Origin of the sequence: Paenibacillus rhizophilus, assembly GCF_003854965.1 — a bacterium.
Lineage (GTDB): Bacteria > Bacillota > Bacilli > Paenibacillales > Paenibacillaceae > Paenibacillus_AQ > Paenibacillus_AQ rhizophilus.
The window spans coordinates 1-26,976 of the sequence record NZ_RQPI01000001.1 but is presented as its reverse complement, the minus strand read 5'-3'; the positions used below and the strand labels follow the sequence as shown (position 1 = coordinate 26,976).

Annotated in this window: 20 protein-coding genes and 3 pseudogenes; 5 read left to right on the top strand and 18 right to left on the bottom strand. The window is 51.0% G+C overall.

Annotation, left to right across the window (positions count from 1 at the left end):
* Positions 1-88: 88 nt before the first annotated feature.
* The 6 genes from EH198_RS00110 to EH198_RS00085 all read right to left on the bottom strand — a co-directional run bounded on the left by EH198_RS00110 (position 89) and on the right by EH198_RS00085 (position 9,817).
* Positions 89-3,565: a collagen binding domain-containing protein gene (locus EH198_RS00110; protein ID WP_185702692.1), complete on the bottom strand. Its 3,477-nt coding sequence runs from the start codon at positions 3,563-3,565 to the stop codon at positions 89-91.
* Positions 3,566-4,252: 687 nt separating this feature from the next.
* Positions 4,253-4,684: a peptidylprolyl isomerase gene (locus EH198_RS00105; RefSeq protein WP_124693532.1), complete on the bottom strand. Its 432-nt coding sequence runs from the start codon at positions 4,682-4,684 to the stop codon at positions 4,253-4,255.
* A 257-nt stretch (positions 4,685-4,941) separates the two neighbouring features.
* Entirely contained in the window at positions 4,942-6,276 is a 1,335-nt protein-coding gene (gene lysA / locus EH198_RS00100; protein WP_124693531.1) for a diaminopimelate decarboxylase, read from the bottom strand.
* Positions 6,277-6,391: 115 nt separating this feature from the next.
* Positions 6,392-8,035 (bottom strand): spore germination protein, encoded by a 1,644-nt coding sequence (locus EH198_RS00095; RefSeq protein WP_124694478.1) that lies wholly within the window; start codon positions 8,033-8,035, stop codon positions 6,392-6,394.
* 701 nt (positions 8,036-8,736) lie between these two features.
* A complete protein-coding gene (locus tag EH198_RS00090; RefSeq protein WP_124693530.1) occupies positions 8,737-9,162 on the bottom strand; it encodes a stage V sporulation protein AB in 426 nt (141 codons plus the stop codon).
* 1 nt (position 9,163) lies between these two features.
* Positions 9,164-9,817 (bottom strand): stage V sporulation protein AA, encoded by a 654-nt coding sequence (locus EH198_RS00085; protein ID WP_124693529.1) that lies wholly within the window; start codon positions 9,815-9,817, stop codon positions 9,164-9,166.
* A 253-nt stretch (positions 9,818-10,070) separates the two neighbouring features.
* Here EH198_RS00085 and EH198_RS00080 point away from each other — a divergent pair, with 253 nt between their 5' ends.
* Positions 10,071-11,249, top strand: a complete 1,179-nt coding sequence (locus EH198_RS00080) for a stalk domain-containing protein (protein WP_124693528.1) — start codon at positions 10,071-10,073, stop codon at positions 11,247-11,249.
* Positions 11,250-11,427: 178 nt separating this feature from the next.
* Here the strand turns inward: EH198_RS00080 and EH198_RS00075 are convergent, their stop codons facing one another.
* The 5 genes from EH198_RS00075 to EH198_RS00055 all read right to left on the bottom strand — a co-directional run bounded on the left by EH198_RS00075 (position 11,428) and on the right by EH198_RS00055 (position 16,201).
* Positions 11,428-11,916, bottom strand: coding sequence for a DinB family protein (locus tag EH198_RS00075; RefSeq protein WP_124693527.1), 489 nt, complete (start codon positions 11,914-11,916; stop codon positions 11,428-11,430).
* Complete coding sequence (locus tag EH198_RS00070; protein ID WP_124693526.1) at positions 11,913-13,388, bottom strand: carboxylesterase/lipase family protein; 1,476 nt, start codon at positions 13,386-13,388, stop codon at positions 11,913-11,915. The genes EH198_RS00075 and EH198_RS00070 overlap by 4 nt, the downstream gene beginning before the upstream one ends.
* A gap of 27 nt (positions 13,389-13,415) precedes the next feature.
* Entirely contained in the window at positions 13,416-14,579 is a 1,164-nt protein-coding gene (locus EH198_RS00065) for an AI-2E family transporter (RefSeq protein WP_124693525.1), read from the bottom strand.
* 297 nt (positions 14,580-14,876) lie between these two features.
* Positions 14,877-15,689, bottom strand: a complete 813-nt coding sequence (locus EH198_RS00060) for a GNAT family N-acetyltransferase (RefSeq protein ID WP_124693524.1) — start codon at positions 15,687-15,689, stop codon at positions 14,877-14,879.
* 131 nt (positions 15,690-15,820) lie between these two features.
* The gene (locus EH198_RS00055; RefSeq protein WP_124693523.1) at positions 15,821-16,201 is read right to left on the bottom strand and encodes a (2Fe-2S) ferredoxin domain-containing protein; all 381 of its coding nucleotides are present in this window, start codon (positions 16,199-16,201) and stop codon (positions 15,821-15,823) included.
* 132 nt (positions 16,202-16,333) lie between these two features.
* Between EH198_RS00055 and pyk the strand changes: the two genes are divergently transcribed.
* The 3 genes from pyk to asd all read left to right on the top strand — a co-directional run bounded on the left by pyk (position 16,334) and on the right by asd (position 20,055).
* Entirely contained in the window at positions 16,334-17,749 is a 1,416-nt protein-coding gene (gene pyk, locus EH198_RS00050) for a pyruvate kinase (protein WP_124694477.1), read from the top strand.
* 194 nt (positions 17,750-17,943) lie between these two features.
* The gene (locus tag EH198_RS00045) at positions 17,944-18,858 is read left to right on the top strand and encodes a phosphotransferase family protein (protein ID WP_124693522.1); all 915 of its coding nucleotides are present in this window, start codon (positions 17,944-17,946) and stop codon (positions 18,856-18,858) included.
* A gap of 111 nt (positions 18,859-18,969) precedes the next feature.
* Positions 18,970-20,055, top strand: coding sequence for an aspartate-semialdehyde dehydrogenase (gene asd, locus EH198_RS00040; protein WP_124693521.1), 1,086 nt, complete (start codon positions 18,970-18,972; stop codon positions 20,053-20,055).
* A gap of 176 nt (positions 20,056-20,231) precedes the next feature.
* Here asd and EH198_RS00035 read toward each other — a convergent pair whose 3' ends face one another.
* The 4 genes and pseudogenes from EH198_RS00035 to EH198_RS25440 form a co-directional block, all read right to left on the bottom strand.
* Entirely contained in the window at positions 20,232-21,017 is a 786-nt protein-coding gene (locus EH198_RS00035) for a DUF817 domain-containing protein (RefSeq protein WP_124693520.1), read from the bottom strand.
* Positions 21,018-21,083: 66 nt separating this feature from the next.
* Complete coding sequence (locus tag EH198_RS00030; protein WP_124693519.1) at positions 21,084-21,311, bottom strand: helix-turn-helix domain-containing protein; 228 nt, start codon at positions 21,309-21,311, stop codon at positions 21,084-21,086.
* Positions 21,312-21,321: 10 nt separating this feature from the next.
* Complete coding sequence (locus EH198_RS00025; RefSeq protein WP_124693518.1) at positions 21,322-21,804, bottom strand: DUF2975 domain-containing protein; 483 nt, start codon at positions 21,802-21,804, stop codon at positions 21,322-21,324.
* Positions 21,805-22,087: 283 nt separating this feature from the next.
* Positions 22,088-23,010 (bottom strand): annotated as a pseudogene (locus EH198_RS25440) (glycosyltransferase).
* Between the two features lie 422 nt (positions 23,011-23,432).
* Here EH198_RS25440 and EH198_RS00015 point away from each other — a divergent pair.
* Positions 23,433-23,552, top strand: a pseudogene (locus tag EH198_RS00015) (IS110 family transposase); the annotation flags it as partial.
* 80 nt (positions 23,553-23,632) lie between these two features.
* Here the strand turns inward: EH198_RS00015 and EH198_RS24420 are convergent.
* The 3 genes and pseudogenes from EH198_RS24420 to EH198_RS24945 form a co-directional block, all read right to left on the bottom strand.
* Positions 23,633-23,803: a hypothetical protein gene (locus EH198_RS24420; RefSeq protein WP_185702691.1), complete on the bottom strand. Its 171-nt coding sequence runs from the start codon at positions 23,801-23,803 to the stop codon at positions 23,633-23,635.
* Positions 23,804-23,825: 22 nt separating this feature from the next.
* On the bottom strand, positions 23,826-26,423 hold the full coding sequence (ppsA, locus tag EH198_RS00010; RefSeq protein WP_124693517.1) for a phosphoenolpyruvate synthase: 2,598 nt from the start codon (positions 26,421-26,423) through the stop codon (positions 23,826-23,828).
* A 397-nt stretch (positions 26,424-26,820) separates the two neighbouring features.
* Positions 26,821-26,976 (bottom strand): annotated as a pseudogene (locus EH198_RS24945) (group II intron reverse transcriptase/maturase); the annotation flags it as partial.

Below are 26,976 nucleotides of genomic sequence, written 5' to 3'. Positions count from 1 at the left end.
CAAAATTAATACATAAAAAGCGCCCGGGATTTAAGCATCCCGGGCGCTTTCCGGCTCAGCCGGCCGTTTATTTGAGTTAAAGTCAAATTCAATCCGTTTTCTTGTTGCGGGTTAACCAGCGGTTCAGGACAATGCCGATCAGGATAAGACCCAAGCCGCCCATATAGATCGGCAGCGAGCTTCCTTCCCCGGTCTTCGGCAGCTGGCCGGAGGCGGGGCTTACTCCCGGATCGGAAGGATTCCCTTTCGGTACGTCATCCTCGTCAATGTCGACCCCGCCTAGCGGAACCTCGTCATCAATTGGCACTTCCGTCGGCGTTACACTCGGCTGCGGCGTAGGCTGCGGCTCACTCGTATTCGCCGGTCCCCCAGGGATTTGTTCATCCGGGATGATTACTCCCGGAACACTTGAACCGGTTGGCGTAGCTGACGGAACCGGAACGACCACCGGAGGCGTAGTCGGCGTTTCCGACGGCCCCCCCGCGGACGGCGTTGGCGCCGGTGACGCGGATGCCGCTGCTGATGGCGTAACGGACGGCGTTGGCGTCGGTGACGCAGACGGTGTTGCCGATGGGGTAACGGACGGCGTTGCCGAAGCAAGCACATGGTTAGTTATCGGCAGAATAATGTTCGCACCGGCCCCGACGCTTATCGGACGCTCGGCGGAATCGAGAACATATCCGGCGGGTGCCTTGGTTTCAACCAGTATATAGCTTCCGGACAAAATGCCGTTAAATACAGCAATGCCGTCCGCGCCTGTCGTCTGCGTTCCAATTAACAGGCGTTCGCTGCCGTTTAACCGGTACAGGTCAAACGTTGCTCCGGCAAGAAGCTTCAGATTATCGTTGTCATCCAGCTTTTTGACCGCCAGCACGCTTCGTGTACCGTTACCCGTTCCCGAACCGCTTGATACCCCGACAATAATTTCCGTAGAGGTCACTTTGGTGACTTCCACTACGTTATTGCCGCTGAGCGTTACGGCGTTCGTCACCGTTTCTCCGCTGCGCGCGGCGATGAGCGACTGGTATTCCAGAATATAAGGCGACCCGATCGGATTCTTGAAGCTTAAGACGAACGTCTGCTTGCCATCATTCGTCGTAGTGACGTCAAGAATATAGTCGGTTCCCTGGATCAGCTCGGCGCCTGCCTTGGTTATCGTTCCGCTTGGGGAAACCGTCGTCGGATACAGATGGAACGAATCGGTCAGCAGCAGTTGGTTTGCGCTTCCGACATCGGTAATCTTCGCGTCGCGGATATACGATTGACCGCGGTTGATATGGATGCTCCAATTGATTTTGTCGCCAATCTGCTCCCCGTTCTTGACCACGTACTCTCCGCCGTACGGAATGGCTACAGAACCGGTGAGATTTCCCGATACCGGCTTATTTTCGTCATAAATGTTCGCCGTATTGTTGATCTTGGCGTTGTTGATCAGTTTTCCATCCAGACTGGTCTTGAACTCGATATAAAACGGATAATCGACCGGCTCCAGCAGCTTTATCCGCAAAATGCTGTTGCCGTTCTCTTGAGTGACGGTATACGTATATTTGACGTTCAGATCCCCGTTTCTGGAGGTCAGGCCGCTCGGATATAAATAGAGCTCCTTCAGCTTCACCGAACCGTCAATCAGGGTTTGTGGGGCTTGAATCACATCCACGATTTCGGCATTCTTTAACGGCTTGCTGTTATAGTTGGCTGCGACGTACCACGAGATGGACTTGGAGACCGCATTGTATTCGCCAAATTTAAATCCATTGTTCTTGACTTCGATTCTGGGATTGAACACTCCTTCCGCCGAAGCGGACCCTCCGTCCCAGGTCAAGAAAGCCGTATTATAGAATTTATCCTTGCCGTCCGTAAGACCGTAATAGTCAAAATGCAGCTTGTAGCTGATCGTATATTTTCCGGTAATCGGCTTCAGGAAGGTGACGGTAAACCCTTTGCCCTGCACTACAGGTTTATCGTACTCCAGGGTATATTCCGAAGCGGGGACCACGGCTCCTGAAGCGCTGCGGACGACCAGTGATTCCGGAATAAAAGTAAGTCCGCTATACGGAAAAGTATCCTTGACGACTACATTACTCATCGGGTAGCCGTCATCATTAATCGTAATTTTCCAGTCCGCGGTTTTGTTGCGGTAATTCGCGCCGGTAGCATCGACCGTTTTATAAATAATGACGGGATAAATATCCTGATTGGCTTCTGCTTTATAAGTGCCGGAGGTTACGGTGTTGGTGATTCTTTTTGGCGAGAACAGCCGATCCTTGGACTTGGTCTTGTATTCGATAAAATAAGGCGTGCTTACATCCTGCAAAAACCTGATCTCGAAGCCGGTCTTTCCAGCCGCCGATGCCGGTGTGAGCGTAAAATCCGTTCCTTCGGCAAGCTGTGCGCCCACCGTTGCTTTTCCATCACCGTCCACCGTCACATTGTAGACTTTAACCGAACCCGCGGCCAGTCCCTGAGTCTCGTTGAACAAATCTTTCAGCACCGCTTCGGCCTGCGGAATGCTTCCATAGTTATAATTGTAATTAATTCCCCAGGTGATGGTCTGGATTGAAGGCTCATAATGAATAGCATATTTTTGGAGACTCGGCGCGCGTTTAACCTCAACCGTTGCCGAGGCTTCCACCGGGGTCAGATTGTCGCCCGAGAAAGATGCCTTATTTGTAAATTTCGTTTTGGTCAGATTGGTAATTTCTGTGGAAAATGCGAGACGGTATGCGCCGTCGACCGGAGAACCGGCGAACTTCAGCTTGAGCACTCCGTCCTGCGAATCCAGCGTATAGTTTGAGGGATCGACGAGAACCCCCTGACTTACCGTTCCGTCCAGTTGGACATCCAGCTGATACACGGCGACAGTCACCGGATCCAGGGTCAGTCCTTCGGGAATAGGGTCGGTTACAGTCGCGCCGTATACGGATTCCAGCGTCTTGTTCACGTCAACGGTCCAATGAATGCTCTGCGCGTTATACCCCTCCGGTGTTCCTTTCTTCTCAATGGTTGACGCGACATCCGGCTTGAAGCGCAGCACGACGATCTGGGTATCCCCGTTAATCGGGAACGGAATCTCCTGAACGGTGCTTCCTTTGATAACCTCTTTATCGAACTTGGTGCGGAGGCTTAACGTTCCATGGACATTATCATGATTTTCGATGAAGCTGTTGAATGTCATTACGGCAAGGTGGGTATCTTTGTTTACCGTGAAGCTTCCCACATCGCCTTCATCCGAAACCAGCGGTCCGCTGATATCATTGTACAGCTTGAATTGTTCGGGAATCTGAAAAGAAAATGTATCCCCGTCATGATATCCATGCCCGTCCTGTAAAGCCCACGTATAATTCAACGTCACCTCGGAGCCTTGTTCGTAAACATCCCCCGTAACCGTCTGGCCGTCCGGACCGTACACCGCCATCGAAACGCTGGTGATGATGTTCCTGTCACTCTCGATTGCTCCCGCCTTCGCTTCGGTTGCAAATCCCAGCCCGTAGCTGTACTCGGCAACCAGTATCAGGATCACGAGCCACAGGGCCAATCTCTTCCTAATCGTTTTCCGCAACGTCATCCTTTTATTCCCCTCTCCCATAGTCATTTGAAGGTACAGTACCTTGATCATTGATTTATAAAAAGCGGACTGATGCCGAATGTATGATGTTGTCTCCCCCCGCATTCTGCCTCCTTGCTAATCAATCTTTTTCTGCGTTTCAACCCTCTTCTGCGCTCGCTTATGTATGTCTCCCGGTCGCTCCCGTCCCCATCTCAAGCTTCGGCCCCGCTCTCGCCTATCCGTTCCAACTCCTCCAGTCGCCCAAAGATTATGCTCCAAATCAGGTATGGTACTCGAATAACCCTAATTTGTATTACCCATTTTTTCATGATCGAAATTGAAATTCAATCATTTTTAAGAGGTATTATTTGGTGCAGAACCGGCTGGCGGACAAACCGCTATTTTCGTTCGCTGTAAGATATGAAAATAGTCTACTATAAAGAACGAAAAGTGTACAAGAAGGCACGTTAAATAATTAAAACACAGGCTTCAATCCGGCAAGGACTTAAAGGGAGGGATTATCGGCAAAAACGCGCCATTTGCGGCTAATCCAGACAATACTGGGGACGAAGAGAGGTGCTGTATAAAAATAATTTATGACTTCCATAAATCGGTGATTCTTAAATTTTTTGTAACACAAAAAAGCCCGGCCGCAGGTTCCGAATAACTTGGAACTTACAGACGGGCTTAACTCGAAGAGTTTTCTTACGCTTCGTATACTTCCACGGAAGTCATTTTGTCGCGGCCTTGGAAGGCGTCGACATATTCCATGCCTTTTACGACTTTGCCAAATACCGTATGCTGGCCGTCCAGATGCGGCTGCGGAGCATAGCAGATGTAGAACTGGCTGCCGCCCGTGTTGCGTCCGGCATGCGCCATGGCGAGCGTTCCGCGCTCGTGCTTGTTCGGGTTGATTTCGCAGTTGATCGTATATCCAGGGCCTCCGGCGCCGGTTCCGTTCGGACAGCCGCCTTGAGCGACGAAGCCCGGAATGACGCGGTGGAAGACAAGACCGTTATAGAAACCGTCTTTCGCCAGTTTCTCGAAGTTGGCTACTGTATTGGGAGCGTCCTGGTCGAACAGGTCCAGCACCACTTCGCCGCCGTTCTCGAGTGTGATTTTCGCTTGCTTTGCCATATATAAATACCCCTTTCTCATTGGACAAAATGTGCAATCCCTTAACAGTTTACTATGAAAGCCTCCCCAAAGCAAAGAGCGTACGCCGCTTCTTATGCCCGCCGTGTCACCCCGAGCCGGATGGGCGGCACGCCCTGCGCCGAAGCGCTGCGCTGATCTGCCCGGAGCCGCCTATTTACGGGAACGTTTAGCCCGCGCTGGGCGTGGCAAAGAGCCATCCATGCACATCATGTGCAGGATGGCTCTCCAGTTCTTCTTTATTTTGTAACCGGCTGTTTCGCGATTCGCGCCGGCACGATGTCATTGGCAATCAGATCGCCATGGCTTTCGCGCTTAACCACAAGATCGCTTTGGCCGTTCTGCACGAATACGACGGCTGGACGGCGGATGCGGTTGTAGTTGCTGGCCATGGAGTAGTTGTAGGCGCCTGTGCAGGCTACGGCGAGCAAATCCCCGCTCTCCGCCTTTGGAAGCTCCAGATCCCAAATCAGCATATCGCCGCTTTCGCAGCATTTGCCCGCAATCGCTACGGTCTCTTCCGGCTGTTCGTTGGCCCGGTTGGCAAGCAGGGCCTCATACTTGGACTCGTACAGCGCCGGGCGCGGATTGTCGGTCATGCCGCCGTCGACGGCGACATATTTGCGTACGCCCGGAATTTCCTTGCTCGTACCAACTGTGTAGAGCGTCGTGCCGGCATCGCCTATAATGCTGCGGCCCGGCTCCACCCAGATTTCCGGCAGCTCACTGCCGATTCCGGCAAAATGCGTCTTCACCGCATCGGTAATTGCCGCGACGTATTCCGATACCTGCAGAGGCGTATCGCCTTCCACGTAGCGGATGCCGAAGCCTCCGCCGAGATTCACGACGCTGAACTCAATGCCCAGCTCTTCCTTCACCTTGCGGGCGAATCCGGCGACCCGCTCAACTGCAAGCTGGAAGCCTTCCGTTTCGAAAATTTGCGAGCCGATATGCGAATGAACGCCGAGAAGCTGCAAATTGGCTTTACCCGAGGCCAGGCCTACCGCTTCTTGTGCGGAGCCGTTGCCGATGTCGAAACCGAACTTCGAGTCGGTCTGGCCGGTGGCGGCGTAAGCGTGATGGGCGTGCGCTTCAACGCCCGGCGTCACGCGCAGCAGGATGCTGACCGTCTTATTCTTATCGACCGCAATAGCCTGCAGCAGTTCAAGTTCTACCAGATTGTCGACGACAAAGCAGCCGATTCCCGCTTCAAGCGCCATTTCAATCTCATCCGGTGTTTTGTTGTTGCCGTGAAAATGAATGCGCTCGGCCGGGAAACCCGCCTGCAGCGCGGTGTACAGCTCGCCGTCGGATACGACATCAAGCGACAGGCCTTCCTCATCGGCCAGGCGGCACATCGCCATTACCGAAAAAGCCTTGCTCGCGTAAGCCACCTGAAATCCAAGACCGGAAGCCGCAAAAGCATCCATATATTCGCGGCAGCGGCGGCGAACAAGCTGCTCGTCCACTATATACAGCGGCGTTCCATACTCCGCCTTGAGTTCCGTTACGTCACAACCGCCTATTTCCAAATGTCCGGCATCGTTAATCCGGCTCGTCCCGTGTAAAAACATAATTCGCAATCCTCCGATTTCTGTGGAATATCCATCCCATTCTTTTATGATATTCAGTATAGCAGAGGAAGGGAACGTCAAAGAATGGACAAATGCGCAGTTGATTTGTATTATCCTACGATTTGTCCTTCTTGCCGGTGGCCGGGGACATGCGCGTATTGTCCCTCGTTTTGTTGAACGACGGCCTCGTTTTGGAAGAAATCACCGACTGGCGGAAGAGGATCGCTCCCATCGCTTTTGCATTAAAAGGTATAAACGGCCACAGATAGGACGAGTTGTAGGAACGGTTGACCGTCAGCAGCACGATAAGCAGGGTCGAGCCGATTACGAACCCGGCGACGTGGAACAAACCCGTAGCCAGCAGCAGCAGCAGCCGGACGACACGGTTGGCCAGTCCGAGTTCATAGCTTGGCGTAGCGAACATGCCTATGGTAGCCACGGCCATGTAGAGAACGACTTCATTGACGAACAGCCCCGTTTGGACGGCAATGTCCCCGATCAGAATCGCGGCGATGAGGCCCATGGCAGAGCCCAGCGGCGACGGCGTATGAACCGCGGCCATGCGCAGCAGATCCACACCGAACTCGATGATCAGAAACTGAGTGAGCAGCGGGATTTTCGCCGTTTCATGCGGACCGATAAACATAAGCGGCGCCGGTTTGAGCTCGGGATGGATGACAAACAGCATCCAGAGCGGCAGCAGAAAAATGGAAGCGAAAATTCCGGCGAACCGCACCCACCTCAAATATGAACCCATTAACGGGGTCTGGCGGTTCTCTTCCGCATGCTGGCACAGGTCAAAAAATGTTGTCGGGATGACCATAACGCTCGGCGATGTATCGACGAACACAACGACTCTGCCCTCAAGCAGATGGGAGGCGACGATGTCGGGCCGCTCGGAGTATCGGACCATAGGATACGGATTCCATTTCTCTCCTATTATCGCTTCTTCAAGCTGCTTGTCGGCCAGCGGAATGCCTTCGATGTTGACGCTTTTGATTTTTTCGGTGACCGCTTTAACCTGTGTTTTGTCCGCAATGTCGTCGATATAGGCGATGGACACATCAGTCTTCGTTCTCCGGCCTACCTGGTGCAGCTCGAATTTCAGGCCCGGATCGCGCAGTCTGCGGCGCACAAGCGCAATATTGCTCAGCAGCGTCTCGGTAAACCCGTCCCGCGCGCCGCGCACCACCCGCTCGATGGAAGGCTCCTCCGGTCCGCGGACCGGATAGGACCGCGTATCCATGATAATGACTTGGGCTTCCCCCTCGACAAAAAGCGCGCTCATTCCCGACATCGTCTTGATTACCGCATCGCTGAGCTTCTCGGACTTCTCGACCTGGATATGGGGGATGTAGTTTATCATGAATGCGGCAAAAGCGTCGGATGATATATCCTCCGGGGTCAGGTAGGTAAGCCGCTTCAGGATTTCATCCAGAATGACGTCCTTGGCAAAGCCGCTGATGAACAGCAGAGCGGCTTTTGTCCCGCCGAACGTCATCTCGCGGAATACAACGTCAAAGGACGCCCCAAGGCCCATCACTTCGGTCAGCACTTCTTTGGTCTGATTAAGCGATTCCGGAACCTTGTCTTCGCCATGCCAATACTCGATCGACTCTTCCACCGAATTCGACAGTTCCTTATCCCTTTTCTTCTGTTTGGGGTCCTTGGGCTTTCCGTTTCTTTCCCCCTTTCCTTGAAGGGTTTCCGTTCCCCGATTAGCCTCGTCCTCTTCCGGCGTGTCCCCGGCCTCCATCATTGACGGCGCGTTTTCGTCCGAAGAAGGGGTTATATCTCCATGGGCTTGCTTCGCGGGAGACTCCTCATCGCTCCTGTCAGGCAGAATGCCCAGGAAGCCGGACGTCTCTCCTTCGGAGACATCATCCGGCGCTCCAAGCTCGCGGCCAGCTTCCATATCGCTGGGGCCGGTCCCTTGATCGATGACGGGAGCGGCCTCACCCGTGCTATCCACGATGCCCTGCTCCGCGGCGGCATCGGCCGAGCCGACAATGGCATCCACGGCGTTTTGATCTGCGCCGGGAGCGGCCTCACCCGCGCCATCCACGATGCCCTGCTCCGCGGCGGCATCAGCCGAGCCGACGGCATCCACGGCGCTATGATCTGCGCCGGGAGCGGCCTCACCCGTGCTATCCACGATGTCCTGATCCGCGGCGGCATCGGCCGGGCCGACGGCATCCACAGCGCTTTGATCTGCGCCGGGAGCGGCCTCACCCGTGCTATCAATGGCGCCCTGCTCCGCGGCGGCATCAGCCGGGCCGACAACGGCATCTACGGTGCTTTGATCTGCGCCGGGAGCGGCCTCACCCGTGCTATCCACGATGCCCTGCTCCGCGGCGGCATCCACGATGCCCTGCTCCGTTGCGGCATCGGCCTGCCCGGCTCCATTGCTTTCCAAGTAATCTCCGCTGTGAATGTATTTGCTCATCTCAAGCCCTCCGTTTACTGTCGATACACAAACCAATCAAACAATGAACCAGCAACTTTACCGAATACCATCGCCAGCAGCAGTCCGAACAGGTATGAAGTCATGCGAAGGCGTTTGGCCAAAATCGGCAGTACGTTCAGCACCTCCGTCAAAGCCGCTGCAAGCATGCCGACAAAGATTCCGTCGAACAGGCCGACCGCCGCTTCTACCACAGGTCCCGCCGTTATTTTCCAGTTCCAGAAATCACTCACGGTCCCAAGCAGCGATCCGCAGACCATGGCGCCTTCGTACCAATGGACCTTTTCGTAAGAGCCCGTCAGCTGCGCCAGTCGCGGAATCATATCGAGCACGACGAACAGGGCGATTACCCCGCCGCCCACGGCGATGCCTCCAGCAATGCCAAGGAGCAAATTCAGGCCCACTTCGATCGGAGCCGTCATTTTACGTTTCCTCCCCGCTCATTCCCTCTTCGCTGCGCTTCATTTTCCGGTATTCTTCATGAATGACGTACTGGTCGATGTTTTTCTGATACAGGAACATTTCCACTTCCAGCGGGGTAGGCTCCTCGTTCCATTTTTTCTTAAACAAATGGTTGAAAAAGATGACCATGCCAAAGCCGATGCCGATCGAATAGGCCAGCTGGAACAAATAAGGATGCTCATCCCTGCGGCCGGTCAGCATTTCCACAATCCGGATCTGCACTTCCTGCATGCTTACGTCCGCATGGAAATTCATAATCGTCAGCGCCGCGCCGAAGAACAGCAGCAGCCAGACAAGGGCGAACATCGCCGGAGACGGCTTGCGCGGTTCCTCGGGTCCGCTGATCTGCACAATCGTTCTGCCTTCGCCAATGGGCTCGATATCGGCATCCGGCACAAGCTTTTTCACGAGGGGAATGACCTTTAGCGTATCGATGAGAATCAGGTTGCCGTCACTGTACTCCGGCTGGACCAGAAGCAGCGATTTGAGCCGCTCCTCCAGCTCCGGCGGGGCGATTAAAAAAGCAATGTCGCCTAGGGTCACCCCTTTTCCATGAGGAAGCGTCACCCGATTCTTCAGTTGTATATAGATGGCGGAGCCAGATTGGGTCTTCATCCGCTGCCCTCCTCATCAAGCAATCTCAACATAGAGCCGCCCGCTTTGGGCGAGACCCTCTTCCTTCCGGCCCAAAGCGCCGGCATGCCAGATTAACGGTAGTATGGGTGGAAAGGCTTATTTTTACTCTTTTTCATCGGCAACCAGCTGAACTTATTTTCTATAAAATGGATTATTATACATTTGATTCGAAACCTTTTCCAGGTCGAACCAGTCTATATTATTATCTAAAAAAAGGAGGAACGACCAGATTATGAAGTTCTCATTCCGTTTTAAAATCCGCCGTTTCGTGCTGGCCGCCGCAGTGCTCCTGGCCTTCCATCTCGACGGTTCGCCTTCCATCCATGCCGAATCCGGCGTCGTCGTGCAGGACTACCTGCTGGATGCTTCCAAAGGAACCGAGCTGTACTCGATCAGCAGCGCGGCTGACGGAACAAACCGGAAATCGGTGGTCTATAGACAGCAGGACGGCACTTATGCCAAATGGCAGGAACCGTTCCGTTCATTCAGTGTATGGGAAGACGGCACCGCGCGGATCGGAGGGTCAGATGATCCCGAAGGCGGCAATGTATATGATCCAGAGCGGCAGTCCATCCTTCACAGAAATATCTATTCCCTCTCTCCCGACGGAAATTGGGGAATTTTGGAGCGTTCCCGCTACCTTTACGTTTCATCACCCGGGCTGTACAGCGACTATATCGCCAAGCTTAATGACTACTATTTGAAAAACATGAAGACCGGCGCCGTAAAGCTGTTCAAATCGACGCGGACAAGCTACCTGACGGCATGGGTAGACCGCCACACTTTGCTGGAATCCGGATACGACAGCAGGGCCAAGCAGAATATGATTACGGCTTACAATCCCGAAACGAACCAACGAACAACGGTGCTGGCGGGCAGTATGTATGCCTTCAACAATGCCAGCTCCAAGCTGCTTTACGTGCAGAACGAGCCCCGCCGGCTGCTGCGGGTATACGATCTGAAGAAGGCTTCCTCCCATCTCCTGAAGGACGAAGCCGAGCGTTCTGCTATCTATCCGTCTGTTCTTTCCAAGCCAAAGCTCTCTCTTCCTGACGGCATTAGCCCCGACAATCTGCCCGTTGTCCCTGTTCCTGTTATTGAAGAATACGAATATACGGCGGGGATAAACGGGTTGAGCATCCCGGTATCCACGGTATTCGAGGTTAACGGCACCCGCTGGATTCCGGTGCGTCCTCTCGCGAAAGCGCTCGGCTGGAAGGTAGATCTGCTGGACCAGCCGGCGGGTACCTATAAAGCGGCGAACTACCAATATACAATCTCCAAGGGAGCGGCAAAAATCGTCCTTACCCCTTCGAACAGCTTTAATACCGGTGGAAGGCTGTTCATGACCAAGGGTCAGCTGGGGTCGCTTGGCTATGGATCGGTAAAGCTTGTTCCCCACATCGAATAAGTGCCGAATCAGCCGAATTCCACCTCCTGTCCGGTGAAATCCGGCTGACGCAAAAGAACGCCCAAGCCAGCGGCAACAACCGGCTTGGGCGTTCTTTTTAGGTAAAAGGTCTGGGGCAATCCCCTATCGGCTCCGGATTTTCACCAGATCAGTCGGTTTATAAATACAATCCCGATTTTCAAACGTCCTTGTCTCTAACGAAGGTGATATAGTCGGTGTTCACCGGCTCCAGCCCTTCAAGCCGCAAAAATGAAGCGATTTGTCCTCTGTGGTAGCTTCCGTGAAGCGCAACATGAGTCAGAATATCCGAAACGGAAGTGTTATACGCCTTCCCGGTACTATTGCGGTACGCAACCGCCGCGTTCAGCCCGGAGTCGTCCAGCATGTCCAGAAGCTCCCCGTACCCTGCGGCGTTCTCCTCTGCCAGGGCGGCACATTCCTCCAGGCCGGTAGGAGGATGCCACAGCTTCACCGTTTGACCGTCTGTGCCGTTTATGCGCATCAGCCATACCTTTTCCGCCGCCAGTATATGTCCCAGCAGAGCCAGCGGCTTCTCGGGAATCCGGTTTCTCTGCCGCAGAGCAGTTATAATCCTCTTGTCCGCCCAGCTTGCATGCCGGAAGAGCCGGCGAAAATATTCCTTCTGCACGCTATCCGGTGCGCTCATATTCCCGCCTCCGTAAATTTGGACAACAGCCGGCGTTTATCAGGCTCGGGGTCCTTCAGAACGGATGCCGTCTCGTCAAAGACAAGGGTAGCCCGTTCCGCAAGCCCATACTGCGGCCAAGTAAGCTGTCCGGTATCCGGCTTTCCGCTGTAGGCAAATGCGATCCATGCGCTCCGCATCCTGTCGGACAGAGTCTTCATCGCGGGACTGACCGCAAGTCCCATCCGCCGCAAATGCGACAGGTTTCCGAACACATAAGGAATCTCCGCGGTGTGTACCGCTCTGGAGAGCAGCGAATGGGCTTCCACGACCCAATCGAAACGGTACATCCAGACCGGTCCGTGTTCAAGCAGGCTCTCCGCAAAAGCAACCGCGCTGCGCCAGAAGAACACATCGGTCAAAATACCGGCCTGTCCTTCACGGGTCGCAGGATAATGAGCGGCAAGCTCCGACAAATCGGGGACGCCAAGCGCCTGCTCAAGCGCCCTGAGCGACTGGCCGATTTCCGGAACCGGCGCCCCTTCGCGGAAGAAATAGTCCCCTTCGTGGCGGTTGGTTCCAATCAGCACGGGAATGCCTTGAGCCGAACCGTTCGCGACGGCCCGAACCGGCTCTTCGGGCAGCGTCAGCGGATCGATGACCGGCTGAAAAAACATGCCGGGAGATCCCCCGGTCAGCCGCTGTATCATTCTGCCCGCCGCCTGGGCAATCGTCTCGGCCGGAAGCGTCCGCAGCTTCCCGGCATCCTCCCGGCCGAGGCCCAGCTCGGCAAGCAGCTCCATGACAATTCCCCAGCCCTGGGCGGGCTTTAGCGTCTGCGACGCGCCGCTCTGCATGATCGCTCCAGTGAACAGTCCGCGAGCCGCAGGCATGGCCAGCAGAGCGGCGATGCTCATGCTCCCCGCCGATTCGCCGAACACCGTTACCCGCCGCGGGTCGCCCCCAAAGCCGCCAATATTGTCCCTTACCCATTCCAGCGCGGCGATCTGATCCAGCAGTCCCGCATTGGACGAGTAGTTGCCGCCAAGCGGCGACAAATGAAGAAACCCGAACGGTCCAAGCCTGTAATTGACCGATACGACAACGACGTTTCCGTCCAAGGCCAGAGCCGTTCCGTCAAACAGCGGCTGGCTGCCCGCTCCCGTCAGGAACGTCCCTCCGTGAATCCATACCATGACGGGCAGTGAATCCGCCTCTAAAGGCGCCCATACATTCAAATACAGGCAATCCTCGTCATGAACGGGAGATTCTCCGGGGAATCGGGTGCCTTTCCGGTCGGGCGGCTGGTGGCTTACCGGACCGAAAGAGGAGGCGTCCCGCACCCCTTCCCAACGCTCCGGAGGCAAGGGCGCGCAGAAGCGGAGTTCTCCGACCGGCGGAGAGGCGAAAGGGACGCCGCGCCAGACGTTGACGCCATCTTTCCGTATGCCTCTCACCGTTCCATATATCGTTGATGCTTCAGCCTGTCTCACAAGCGGTCACCCTTTCGTCAGTGTGTCTTATGAGTGTTCTCCGTCATCCTCGCCGGACGAAGCATACAGTCCGGAACGGAAACGGAACCACTGAAAAATATGCGTCGCCACTACCTTCAGCACGGCGTAGCCGGGCACGGCCAGAACGATGCCGACAACGCCGAACATTTTGCCGAAGAAAACAATGGCGAAGATGATGGTAATCGGATGAATTTTAAGCGATTTACCCATAATCTGCGGAGAGATGAATTTGCCTTCGACCAGTTGTACGGCCGTCCAGACAATCGCCATCTTCAGCAGCATCAAAGGCGAGGTGACCAGCGCCACGATAAGCGCGGGCGTAATCGCAATGGCCGGGCCCAGATAAGGAACTACCGCGGTACAGGCAGCCACGATGGCCAGCACAAGCGAATATTCGAGCCCGATAATCAGGTAGCCGATATAGAGCAGCGCGCCGATACAGCAGCTGACAATGATCTGACCGCGGATATAGGAAGAGATCTGCTGGTTCATCTCGGACAGGACCATCCGGGTCTGAGGCTTCAGCGCGGTGGGCACCAGACGCAAAATATAATCGGGCAGCCGTTTCCCGTCCCGAAGGAGATAGAAGAGAATGAGCGGGGTTGTCACGATTCCCAGCACAATTTCAGTCAGCGCCCCGACAAAGCTGCCGACACTGTTTAGAGCGTTATGCAAAAAAGTGGTCAGCCATGTCGTGACCCGGGTTGTCACCGTGTCAAGCTCGGCTCCCGTGTTCTGCTGCAGCTGATCGAACAGCTCGCTGCCCGTCAAATGGGCAAGCTCCTGCTGAATCTGCGAGCTGTACCGGGGAAAGTTGTCGATCAGCCCCAGCAGCTGCCCCCGGATAATCGGAATAACTGTCAGCAGAATGACGGTGATCACGCCTATAATAAAAAGATACAGCACCACAATGCCGTAAGCGCGCTTCACCCCGCTCTTCTTCTCCAGCCGGTCCACCAGCGGATTCAGCAGGTAATAGGCGACGCCCGATAAAATCAGCGGCAGAGCCACCGTATGAAGCAGCACCGACAAAGGTCTGAAGACGAACGGAATTTTGGCGAATACGAGCACGTTGAGTCCGATTAGCAGCATCACAAGCAGAAAGACGACGAATTTATTGTTCAGAAAAAATTTGCGGAATTTTTCCGGCCAGACTTGGAACCTTTGCATCCTTCAGCCTCCCACTTTGCGAGTAATAAAGCGGCCGTAAGCTTTTTTAAAATATAAGACTATATAAGCTTCGCGCTTATCGTATGATGACTTCTATTTCTACGAGAAACGTACTTGCGTCTTGAACAGACGCCGTCTGACGTTTCTTCTTGCTAGCATAGTCAACATGACTTGGGCAAGTCAAATTGGGCCGTCCCGTTCCTGAACGAAAACGTTCGGCCGGCCGGATTGTTTCATGGTACCGCTAACGCCGTTAGAAGATCCGGCACAGGCAGAGCCGCCCAGGAATGACACTTGTCATTGCTTGAACCGCACATCCGAGATTCTCCCCGCGCCTACAAAGCCGATGGACTGATATACTTTGTTGGAATCCGGATTTTTGGCATCCGCGTAGAGCATCGGCGTTAAGCCGTCCCGCAAGCAGTAATCGGATAAAGCCGCCACGATGGCGCTTGCATATCCTTTTTTTCGCGCACCGGGCACCGTATATACATCATTAATCCGGGCATGTCTGGCGGTTCGGTGGGCGATTCTCGCAATGGAGACGGTTTCGCCTCCTTCCTGCCAAAGGTACAACCCTCCCGTGCCGATCGCAGCCGTGGCCGCTTTATACACCTCGTTCGGTTGGGGCGTGAAATTGAAGGCTTCTTTGGAAAAAGCGGCCAAATACGCCGCGATCATTTCCGTATGCCGGGAGTTCGCGCGTTCAATGACTCCTCCGACACCCGCCGGAGGCTTGACTTCCGGGCAGGCATACGCTTCCAGCATCATATACGGCTCATGCTTAAGCCCGCGGCTTTCCGTATAATAACGCGCAAAAGACTCCGCGATCCCGTAATCGGCGGATATGCCGGGAAAATCCTGCGACCGAACATGTTCCGCCAGCTTCCGGAGCAGTTCGTCCTCCCTTTCTTCCGAAAGTCCGGGAGCGATCCAGAGCCAAGGATTAAATCCCGGGGTCTGGGCAAATATCAGCTCATTACTGCAATTTTTAATCCGCAGGGCGTCCGGAGAACCGCAGATGAGATGCAGCAGATTAAATCGGATCTCGTCTTCCAGGAACGAACTTCCGTTTAGAACGGGATCCCGGTCGGCAAGCTTTGCGAACATCCGGTTCACCCCTAACTATTTCCTTTTTTATCCTTGCTTCTCGATCATAATCCCCCGCGCCGCAAAAAGAAATAACCCGCGGCGGCAAAACTGCCAAAGCGGGTAGGCAGGGCCTGTCCAAATTGCGTCAATTACACTTTGGCTGCTTTTTTTCCCTTTCTCTTCCCCTTTGTCCCCCGTTCGGTGGACGCCTTCATGCCTTCCTCTCCGTATGTGTACATTCTATTTTCTTCGAGCGGCTCGCCCAGCAGCGTTTTTCTGACCAGAGTCTTGCCCAGCTTCGGCGACATTTCCCCGTACCAGACCCCTTCAGGATAGGCAATGACCACCGGAGCATCACCGCACCGGCCCATGCAGCGGGTCTGCGTCGGATGAATCAAAGCTTCAGCCCCCTGCTTCTCAATCTCCTCTTCGATCGTCTCCAGAATATCTTCGCCTCTGCGCTTCTTGCAGCTGCTTCCCCCGCAGACAAGCAGATGGCATTTTGTTCCTTCAAGATTCCATGTCGTCATAACCTTCACTCCTCCTCTATAACGTTTATACCCGTTAGACAAGGGTAATTCAATGAATAACGGGATGGACATACGATATAATATATTCAGCATATGTCCGCCAATCTTGCGATGCAAGGAGGAATATTAATAATCATGAAAACCAAAATTATCTGCACCATCGGACCCGCTTCCGAATTGATCGGGACGCTAAAGGAAATGATCGCCGCCGGGATGACGGTCGCCCGGCTGAACATGGCGCACGGGGAGCTGGAGGAGCATTCGGCCAGAATCCGCAATGTGCGGCAGGCCGCATCCGAACTGGGCACTTTTGTGCCGATTATGATGGATATCAAGGGACCCGAGGTGCGGATCGGGAAGTTGAAAGAAGAGTTTTGCACGCTGAAGGCCGGAGAGAAACTGATTTTGACGACCGAAGAAATCCTCGGCGACGCGCAGCGCATTTCCGTCAACTATCCCGACATGACTGCAGTCGTTAAGCCCGGGGACCGGATTTTGATCGACGACGGGCTGATCGACCTGACCGTGACGGGAGTGCAGGGCCATGACATCGAATGCCTGATTGTCAGCGGCGGGCTGCTGAAGCCGAGAAAAGGCGTCAATCTTCCCGGCATCCGCACGACTCTGCCCGGCGTCACTGAGCGAGACATCAAGCATATTCAATTCGGGTTAAAGGAAGGCATCGAAATGATCGCCGCCTCTTTCGTTCGCAAGGGCGACGACATCCGGGAAATCCGGGGCATTCTGAACGCAAGTGGAGCCGGCCATGTGCAAATTATTTCCAAAATCGAAAATCATGAAGGCATGACTAATCTGGATGATATTATTCTGGCATCGGACGGCATCATGGCGGCCCGGGGCGATCTTGGGGTCGAGGTTCCCATCGAAGATGTGCCGATGCTGCAAAAGGAAATGATCGACAAGTGCAACCGTGCCGGAAAGCCGGTCATTGTGGCGACCCATATGCTGGAGTCGATGCAGATCAATCCGCGGCCGACCCGCTCGGAGGTGAGCGACGTGGCAAACGCGGTGCTTCAAGGAGCCGACGTCGTCATGCTTTCTGGTGAATCGGCAGCGGGGAAATACCCCGTTCAGTCGGTGCGTACTATGGCGGCCGTAGCCGCAAAAGCCGAGACGATGATCAATTACAAAGACCGTTTTATTCAGGGCTTCGACTGGGAAAGTGAGAGCATTACCGAGGTTATCAGCCGCAGCGCCGTCAGCTCCTCGTTGATCCTGGGAGCGAAGGCGATTATCGCGGCAACCGAGAGCGGCTTCACCGCACGGATGATTTCCAAGCACCGGCCGCAGGCGCCGATTATCGCCGTTACGCCCCATCCGGAGGTGCTGCCCAAAATCTGTCTGTTCTCCGGCGTCGTCCCTGTCCTTGGCGATCCGGTATCCACGACCGACGAGATGTTCGAGTCTTCGGTCCGGAATGCGATGAAGACGGGAACGCTCGCCGCCGGCGACACCGTCGTGCTGTGCGCGGGCATCCCGATCTGGAAGACAGGCACAACAAATCTGGTTAAAATACAGGAGGTCTAACCCGGGAATCCCAGACGCCAGGAACGGCGTAATTGTTCCATCTCAGCCACGTTTTCCCGTAAAAATATAAGACCAAGGATAAGCGCGAAAGCTTATCCTTCCTTTTATTTAAAAACACAGCGGCCGACGGGAATGTGAACCAAAGTCCTGTACTGCCGCTTGTTTTATGTGATCAAGTCTTATTGGAGGAACTGATGGCTAAATCAAATGAAGATAACAAATTTGAACAACTGGTGTCCAGGATGGAACCCGAAGGAAAGCTGCTCTCCAAACGGGAGATGACAGGAGGAGTTTCGGCCAGGGTGACAGCGATTGAATTGCTGCTCGGCGACGGCCGAATTACAAACAGGATCGTCCGCCGGCACGGCGAAGCCGATCTTAAGCGAAACCCGAAGATCGCAGCGGCCGAATTCAAGCTTTTGCAGGTGATGCGATCCGAAGGTCTTCCAGTGCCGGGGCCTTATTATCTTGACGAGTCCTGCGAAATTTTTCCGGAGCCCTATTTAGTAATCGAGTATGTGCCAGGCGGGACGGACTTCACTCCCTCAAATTTGAATTCCTACGTTTTCCAGTTGGCGGCGAATCTGGCAGCTGTTCATCGTGTGAATTACTCACAACTCCACTTGCCCTTGCCTATACAAGAGGAAATTGCCGCCGAAATGCTGGCCCAGAGTTCTTTACATACCGACGAATCACTGAATGTAAGCAAGATCCGGGAAACGTTGAATGCGGTCTGGCCCCTAACCCGGACAAATAATCTCGCCCTCCTGCATGGAGATTATTGGCCGGGAAATATTTTGTGGAATGACGGGAAGCTGGCAGCCATTATCGACTGGGAAGACGCAGCTTTGGGCGATCCTTTGGTTGACCTTGCTAATAGCCGGCTCGAAATTCTCTTTCATTTTGGAATAGAGGCCATGAAGGAGTTCACCCGGCAATATCGGTCCATGATGACCGCAATCGATTTCACAAATCTTCCTTACTGGGATTTATATGCAGCTTTGCGTCTGTCCAAATTTCCCGATTGGGGGCTGGATAAAATTACCGAGGACACCATGCGGGAAAGACATCACTGGTTTGTCACCGAATCCTTACACATTATGAAATAATTATGCCGCTTGGGGGCAATCTCATATTGAAGGTTCCCGGCATATCCTTTATAATTCAGTACATTATAAGCCGCTATTATTTATGGCCTTCGAAAGGAACTGAAAAACGTCATGACAGAAAAGCTTAGAGCCGGTATCGTCGGCGGGACCGGAATGGTCGGCCAGCGCTTCATCGCTCTTTTGGAAAATCATCCGTGGTTTCAGGTTACGGCAATCGCCGCCAGCGCGAACTCTGCGGGCAAAACGTACGAAGAATCGGTGAAGGGCAGATGGAAGCTTTCTACCCCAATGCCCGAAAGTGTTAAACATATCCCCGTTCAGGACGCTTCGCACGTTGAGGAAGTAGCCTCCGGAGTCGACCTGATTTTTTGCGCTGTCGATATGAAGAAGAATGAGATTCAAGCTCTTGAAGAGGCTTATGCCAAAGCGGGCGTGCCTGTTATTTCGAACAACTCCGCCCACCGCTGGACGCCAGACGTGCCGATGGTCGTTCCGGAGATCAATCCGGAGCATCTGGAGGTTATCGCCAGCCAGCGCAAGCGTCTCGGAACCGAAACCGGCTTCATCGCCGTTAAGCCCAACTGCTCTATTCAGAGCTATGTGCCAATGCTGACCGCCCTGCGCGGCTTCAAGCCGACACAGGTCGTCGCCAGCACCTACCAGGCAATTTCCGGAGCGGGCAAGACCTTCACCGATTGGCCGGAAATGCTGGACAACGTTATTCCATACATTGGCGGAGAAGAAGAAAAAAGCGAGCAGGAACCGCTGCGCATCTGGGGAACCGTCGATAACGGGGAGATTGTAAAAGCATCCGCTCCGCATATCACAACCCAATGCATCCGCGTTCCGGTTACGGACGGCCATCTGGCTACCGTATTCGTCTCATTCGAGAACAAGCCTTCCAAAGAAGAAATTCTGGAAAGCTGGAAGAACTACAAAGGCCGTCCGCAGGAACTTGAACTGCCGAGCGCGCCGAAACAGTTCATTACGTATTTTGAAGAAGACAACCGGCCGCAGACGAATCTGGACCGCGACCTTGAGAACGGCATGGGCATTTCCGCCGGACGCCTGCGCGAAGATTCGCTGTACGACTTCAAATTCGTCGGCCTGTCCCACAATACGCTCAGAGGAGCTGCCGGCGGCGCGGTGCTGATCGCCGAGCTGCTGAAAGCCGAAGGATATATTACGGCGCGGTAAGGAAATCGTAACCGAATACACATATCAAATGCCCGTTCCCTGTTTGCAGGAGGCGGGCATTTTGCATTCGACTTTAGCGTTCTATATATTCAGATCTGAATTTTCGATCCTTCTCTTACATTGAGTATAAGATCGGCGACTCCAGAAAATAAGTTATGTGTTCCGTTAGCCAAATCTTAGCTGGACCATGGAACTTTCGTTTTACGGCCAGCTTTAACATGTTTAAGCTGGGCAACAATAATGACGCTAATGATTACCAGTAGGAACCACGAACTGATCTTACTGAAGCTAACCAGCTGCCAGGCTTGGTACTGGTCAGGATATTTCCAAGCATTAAAATATGTAGCTATATTTTCGGCTAACCAGATAAAAAAACCCACAATGAAAAAAGCCAGTGTCAAAGGCATTCGATAAGTAATGGTCCGTACCCGATATATGATCCATGTTCTCCAAAAGACAATAAGCACAAGCGCCGTCAACCACCAACGAAAATCAGGAATAAAATGATGTGTGAAAAAGTTCAGATAGATAGCTCCTCCTAGTAATCCCGCAGAAGTAAGCCCCGGCCAGCCGGTCATGTCCATCTTCAGTCTACGCCATACCTGGCACATAAAGCTTGCTACACTGGCATACATAAATCCGCTATAGAGCGGTACTCCGAGCAACTTCGTAAACCCAGGCTCAGGGTATGACCATGATCCCATCCGTACCTTATATATTTCCAGCAGCAAACCAATAAAATGAAATATACCGATAACCTTAATTTCATCGAGTGTCTCGAGTCCACTGCGGTACATAAGGTACTGCACTGCAAGCAGTATAAGAAGAATGGCATCATAACGGTAAATGAAGGGCACTTCTATTACGCTAGAAAAAACTAAAGTTCCAAAGATCGCAACAGGAAATATGCAGCTCATCGCCTGATGATAGCCAAAATGCAATAGTTGTAATATTGGTTTCAATGATGTTTACCTCCTCGTTATGCGCCGAGTGGCTTCGAGGCCAGTCTAAAACTTTTTGGCTCTTTTCTAACCGATAATGGTGCTGTCTTCGTCACTTTTGTATTCTAGTATATCTCCAGGCTGACATTCTAAAGCCTTACAAATCGCCTCTAAAGTGGATAATCGAACCGCTTTTGCCTTTCCATTTTTCAATATAGAAAGGTTAGCCATTGTTATTCCAACCCTCTCCGAAAGTTCTGTTACGCTCATTTTTCTTTTAGCCAACATTACATCAATATTGATTATAATCGCCATTGTTTTCACCTCAGACCGTCAAATCATTTTCTGATTTTATATCTATCGCCTCTTTTAAAAGCTTCTGGAGAACAGCAGCAAAAACGGCAATCACCATGGAGGCAAATATCAAGACCATTCCGATGACTATGATACCTGGGGCATCGTCTCTCTCCGCCATGAGATAGAAGAGCGGCATGCCTGCCACAAACAAGCCACTGATTGTGATTGCACAGTATTTTATATTTTTTAAAGCCCGTACAGATAATTCCGAGAAAGCTTTGTTCTTGTCAATGCAGCTTAAAAGTTTAAAAGCTTGATACAGAGCAAAGTAAAAAGGTAACGCCGTTGCATACAAATCAATGAAAACGAGATATTTGATATACGTATAATCAGGATACAATTCTGCTGCAAAATTCGCTATCTCAGGCACCAAAAATATGCACAAAGCAAGAACTGGGATTCCAATAAGAATAACAGCTACCTTTAAAAAGAGTGTTGTTCCTCGTTCCATAAAAAGCCCCCCACTTATTATTAAATTTAATTTGACTTTAACATAGAGAATATCGTTTTACAATAAATAATTACTGATATTAAATATATTATTGTTGTTTTATAGATATTCTTTTTATCCAAAAAAAAAAAAAAAAAAAACATTTCTCATTAGAAAGAAATGCTCTATAACTGAACTAACCTGCCTGTTAGCTGAAAAAGGCCCCAATCAATTGCGGAAGCCTCTTGATGGTTATTCAGCTATCGTTATCCGTTAACGAGTTTTACTTTAGTATAATAATCATTTATTCATCATTTTGTTCATTCTTTGCGGTTTCAATAAGCAGATTATAAATAAGGCTTACGGCATCATTACGCTCGAAAGAACTCATGTTTCGAATATACAGTTCTTTTTCTTCTGCCAAGTCATATACACTAGCAATTAAGCTATCAGGATTCAGTTGTTCTTCATGTAGAACTTTACAGTAACCCTTGCTTTCAAAAGAACCCGCATTTAGAAGTTGATCTCCTCTACTCTGTTCCTTAGTAAGAGGAATCAGAATCATTGGTTTCTTTAAAGATAAAAACTCAAAAATTGAATTAGAACCAGCTCGCGAAATCACAAAATCGCACATGGCCAATATGTCCGGTAGTTCTTCGTTTATATATTCATATTGGCGGTAATCAGAATTAGAAATAGTAGAATCCAGATGCCCTTTCCCACAAAGATGGATGACTCTAAATCGCTTTGTCAATTGTGATAAGGATTCTCGAATCACATGATTGATTTTCCGTGCTCCTAAACTTCCCCCCATTATAAGTATTGTAGGCTTATTAATATTCGAAAACCCCACGAATGCCCGTCCTCGTTCGGCATTACCTTTGATTAATCCATCTCTAAGAACGGGCCCTATGTAATGACATTTGTGATTGTTAAAGGCAGAGGCCGTTTCCGAAAAGGTGGTGCAAATCAGATAGCTTGAAAAATCCCTTTCACAACTTTAAACGGATCCTTTACGTTCTGCCAATCTAGATACCGCCTTAGTTTCCCTGTAGATATTGAATGGTATTTTACATTAAAGTTAGATGTGATTAGCTGCCTTTCAATACCGTCCACTGAACCAATATATTCGGTTGCCCAGCCTGCACGGATGAATTCAGGCATCAATGCAATATTAACGGTTACATGCCCTGCAGATCCCCCGCCAGTGAAGATTATTTTTTTTATTTTAACCACCCACCGATGCTGTTTTAATTCATTATACTCGATGCATCCTCTAAATATCTCAGGCGTTGTATTATGCTATTCTGCCTGTTAACGTGGAAAAGGCAGCCGATAATGTCCTGCTAGAACTCCTGTAGAATGAATAATTTGGTCTTTGCACAAAAACGAGCGCCTCGGTACGATGGGGTTGCGCACGAGGTCATAGCCTCAAAAAGCCCATCCAGGAGGTCGCTCTACTATAGAAGTTTAGATCGCAGGACACAAGCAAAATCAACTCATTGAAAACATTTCCTCATCGCATCTGGTTGTCGTAGACATCGCCCAGGGAGTCCATGTTGCTCATGCAGTAAGCTATCGGGGGATTGCTCTCGGCTCACCGCTGGAGTTCGGCAACCACGGCGAAGGCTTTCAACGGTTTGGCTGCTGGATTCAGGATCTGCTATGTGAATCCCCACCTCGTCAAAAAGAACAAGGAAAACCGAGACAATACCCCATCGAAAAGCGACCGGAAAGACGCGCTCGTCATCGCGGATATGGTTAAAAAACGCTGACGGAGCAAGTCATTGCCGGCTGGAAGCAATATGTGTAGCGCCATTCAGGTTTACAGCGTGCTGAGCTGCTTATCTCACTCGCTAAACGCCGCGTTGGTGCTACGCAGGCTTTGCACGCCTATAAGCTGCACATAGGTCAATTGATCGAAGAATATGGTTTGGCCCAGCGGCAGCTTGAGCAAATTGAGGGTGAACTCCAGCTCGTTCTTGAGCGTATTCCTTATGCCAACGAAGATGCTTGACATTCAAGGAGTAAATGCCACAAGCTTACAATATTTCAATATACCCTTCTGTTCCATGCACGCGAATTCGCTGCCCGTCTTTGATCAGTCTGGTAGCATTTTCCACTCCGACAACTGCCGGCAAGCCATATTCACGCGCGATAACTGCTCCATGGGTCATCAGTCCGCCAACTTCGGTGACTAGACCTTTTATGGATACAAATAATGGTGTCCAGCCAGGGTCAGTAAAGGAGGTGACTAATATATCTCCATCTTCCAGATCGGCATTTTCCATGTTTAAAATGACACGCGCTCTTCCTTCTATCACTCCGGAAGAAACAGGTAGACCTACAATCGCATTAGCCGGCAAATTTTCTCGTTTGTACTCACCTGCTATGATTTCACCATCAGACGTGATGACACGCGGGGGAGTTAGTTTTTCGGAAAATTTGTAATCCTCTTTTCGTTTGTTGATGAACTGATCATCAAGTTTGTTTGTGCGTACGACTTCGTGAAGTTCTTCAAAAGTGAGATAGTACATATCTTCTTTGTCATGGATAACGCCAGCTTGAACGAGTTGTTCGGCTTCTTTCAGTAAAGCCTGCTTATAAACGAAGTAGCGACTTACTATGCCGTATTTTGGATATTCCCGGTAGCCGATGAAATTCCGGATGAGGTCGATCATTCGTTTTGTTTCTTTGGCTTTTTGTTCACCATCCGGTAATTGCTTCAATCGATCTAATAACTCTTGTTCTTTTTTCAAAGCTTCCTGTCGCCCTTGCTCAAATTTCCGATTGCTTGCATGAGGCTCAAAGGATTTGATGTTATTCAGAATCAACGGGACAAGGGTAATTGGTTTCTCGCTCCAACGCGTTCTGGTAATATCGATTTCTCCGGTACAGCGCATTCCGTATTTGTCGAGATAAGCATGGATAGCGTCTTGGGTTTCCTGTCCGCCCTTAAACTTAAGCAGTTCATCCAAAAAATTATCATCTTTTACATGTTGTAAATAATCAATCACTTCTGGATAAGGACGAATCACATCCGCGACATCCAATAGCGCCAGACCCATTTCCGAAGTAATATTGCCCGGTACAGATTGAGAAAGAGTATCTGCTGCGTTTTTTTCGCCTAACCACTCGTTCATGTTTTCATTGATCCATGATGTAGCATTTATAGCAGCCATAAACACAGCCGAACTTTGTGGGTCAAATAAGATCTTCTTTAATTGCTGGATATCTTCCAGAATAAAATCAAACAAATCCGATCCCGATTTCGCTTGGATGTTTTGTTTTAACTCTTCTATCGATGTTTGACTACGCTTAATCAAATCAGAAACGATTGTCGGATCGTTCTCGAATTGTGCCAGCATATCTGTTTTACTTCTGCCCAGAATCGGTGCTGTTTGATCATTTGGTAACAATTTTATAAAATCTCGCTCTATTATGGTCATAAGTGCGCCTTTTATGAGCGGATCGTGTTGTCCCGTGGTATTTAATAAAATTTCTCTGCTGTCAGGTGAAGCCAGCATTTGTGTAATATCAACAAACAACCTCCCACCGGCTTTACGCATAGGTGCAGGAGTAATTAACAGGTGAAAAGATAATCCCAATGGTTTTATGGGATCTGTCATCATTTGTTGATGAGCAACAGATAGATAGACGTGATTTTCTTGATCATTCGCTTCAGGTATCGGGTATAAAGTAGTGATCGGCCGACTCTGGACAATATAAAAGGTATCATGAGCCAAACACCATTCGATATCTTGCGGACAACCAAAATAAGCTTCGATCTGTCTTCCGATGTGTGCCAGCTGTAAAATTTGTTGCTCAGTGAGTGTTTGAGACATCTGCTGATCAGGATCGATCTGCTTTGTCTCTGTTCCACCTTCTTTCCTTCCATAGATAGCCAATTTTTTGGTTGCGATCCTCTTCTCGACGATTTCCTCTTCCCGCACTTTATAACAATCGGCAGATACCAAGCCGGAGACCAGAGCTTCTCCAAGTCCAAAACTGGCATCGATGGATAGCAATTTTCGGTTAGAAGTAATCGGATCAGCGGTAAATAAAATCCCTGAAGCCTGCGGGAAAACCATCCTTTGAACGATAACGGATAAATAAACTTGTCTGTGATCGAATCCATTTTGCATACGGTAGATTACCGCGCGCTCCGTGAACAGGGAAGCCCAACATTTGCTGATATGCTGCAAGATCGCATCTTTGCCGATGATATTTAAATAGGTATCTTGTTGACCGGCAAAAGAAGCATGCGGCAAATCTTCAGCAGTCGCGCTAGAACGCACTGCATAAGCATGTTCCTCGCCAAATTGGGAGAGATAGTGAGCAACTGCTTTCACAACATCGGAAGGGATTTCTACTTCCGTAATGATTTGTCGAATCTTCCTGCTGATTTCACCAATTTGGTCTCGATCCTCTACTTTTAGCATGGTTAGTCGATCCAACAAAACATGATACGTTTCGTTTTGTTCGATGGCTTTTTGGTACCCCACTGTTGTAACACAAAATCCTTCCGGTACTTGTATCCCTTGAATTTTTGATAATCCCCCTAAATTCAACCCTTTTCCGCCAACGAGCCAAAGCTGTGTTTTTTCCATTTCCTGAAAACCGAGAACCAAAGAACTCATTCAATATCTCTCCTAACCATTAAAATAAAAAAAACATTTGACAAGAGTTTACCGGCATGGTACACTTAAAGTGTAAGATGCAATATTTTTGACCATATAACTTGACACGGTCGTGATCTGATTATATCATCGTGTCTGTTTGTGTGCAATATAAAGAACCTGGTAAAACTGTCCAGGTTCTTTTTTGATTTTCCACTACCATTAGTCACATCAAAAAACCTAGTTCAAGCCGACTCCATCACTGCATAGTCACCATGCGATTCTATGCAGCCTAAAGAAATCCTGAAGTTGCGTTGGGTTCATACTGAACTAAACTGCCCTTTAGGTATCGAGTAGGAGGGGGCGGCGAGCCCCCGACCTCTCACACCACCGTACGTACCGTTCGGTATACGGCGGTTCATGAAATATTCCGTAAAGAGATGTACCTGTCCGACAAGCTCTTTAATCCAATGGATTCCCAGTATTGGTTATTCAATGCACGTTGCAGAATTGGACTTCCTGCAACTCGCCAGTACCCTTTACGGGTATTTCCCCACTCATAGGCTTTATCCTT

What these genes read in the sequence shown, in the direction of transcription:
- EH198_RS00110 (WP_185702692.1), bottom strand. Translation starts at nt 3,565, where the DNA reads ATGACGTTGCGGAAAACGATTAGGAAGAGATTGGCCCTGTGGCTCGTG.
- EH198_RS00105 (WP_124693532.1), bottom strand. Translation starts at nt 4,684, where the DNA reads ATGGCAAAGCAAGCGAAAATCACACTCGAGAACGGCGGCGAAGTGGTG.
- lysA (WP_124693531.1), bottom strand. Translation starts at nt 6,276, where the DNA reads ATGTTTTTACACGGGACGAGCCGGATTAACGATGCCGGACATTTGGAA.
- EH198_RS00095 (WP_124694478.1), bottom strand. Translation starts at nt 8,035, where the DNA reads ATGATGGAGGCCGGGGACACGCCGGAAGAGGACGAGGCTAATCGGGGA.
- EH198_RS00090 (WP_124693530.1), bottom strand. Translation starts at nt 9,162, where the DNA reads ATGACGGCTCCGATCGAAGTGGGCCTGAATTTGCTCCTTGGCATTGCT.
- EH198_RS00085 (WP_124693529.1), bottom strand. Translation starts at nt 9,817, where the DNA reads ATGAAGACCCAATCTGGCTCCGCCATCTATATACAACTGAAGAATCGG.
- EH198_RS00080 (WP_124693528.1), top strand. Translation starts at nt 10,071, where the DNA reads ATGAAGTTCTCATTCCGTTTTAAAATCCGCCGTTTCGTGCTGGCCGCC.
- EH198_RS00075 (WP_124693527.1), bottom strand. Translation starts at nt 11,916, where the DNA reads ATGAGCGCACCGGATAGCGTGCAGAAGGAATATTTTCGCCGGCTCTTC.
- EH198_RS00065 (WP_124693525.1), bottom strand. Translation starts at nt 14,579, where the DNA reads ATGCAAAGGTTCCAAGTCTGGCCGGAAAAATTCCGCAAATTTTTTCTG.
- EH198_RS00060 (WP_124693524.1), bottom strand. Translation starts at nt 15,689, where the DNA reads ATGTTCGCAAAGCTTGCCGACCGGGATCCCGTTCTAAACGGAAGTTCG.
- EH198_RS00055 (WP_124693523.1), bottom strand. Translation starts at nt 16,201, where the DNA reads ATGACGACATGGAATCTTGAAGGAACAAAATGCCATCTGCTTGTCTGC.
- EH198_RS00045 (WP_124693522.1), top strand. Translation starts at nt 17,944, where the DNA reads ATGGCTAAATCAAATGAAGATAACAAATTTGAACAACTGGTGTCCAGG.
- asd (WP_124693521.1), top strand. Translation starts at nt 18,970, where the DNA reads ATGACAGAAAAGCTTAGAGCCGGTATCGTCGGCGGGACCGGAATGGTC.
- EH198_RS00030 (WP_124693519.1), bottom strand. Translation starts at nt 21,311, where the DNA reads ATGGCGATTATAATCAATATTGATGTAATGTTGGCTAAAAGAAAAATG.
- EH198_RS00025 (WP_124693518.1), bottom strand. Translation starts at nt 21,804, where the DNA reads ATGGAACGAGGAACAACACTCTTTTTAAAGGTAGCTGTTATTCTTATT.
- EH198_RS24420 (WP_185702691.1), bottom strand. Translation starts at nt 23,803, where the DNA reads ATGTCAAGCATCTTCGTTGGCATAAGGAATACGCTCAAGAACGAGCTG.
- ppsA (WP_124693517.1), bottom strand. Translation starts at nt 26,423, where the DNA reads ATGAGTTCTTTGGTTCTCGGTTTTCAGGAAATGGAAAAAACACAGCTT.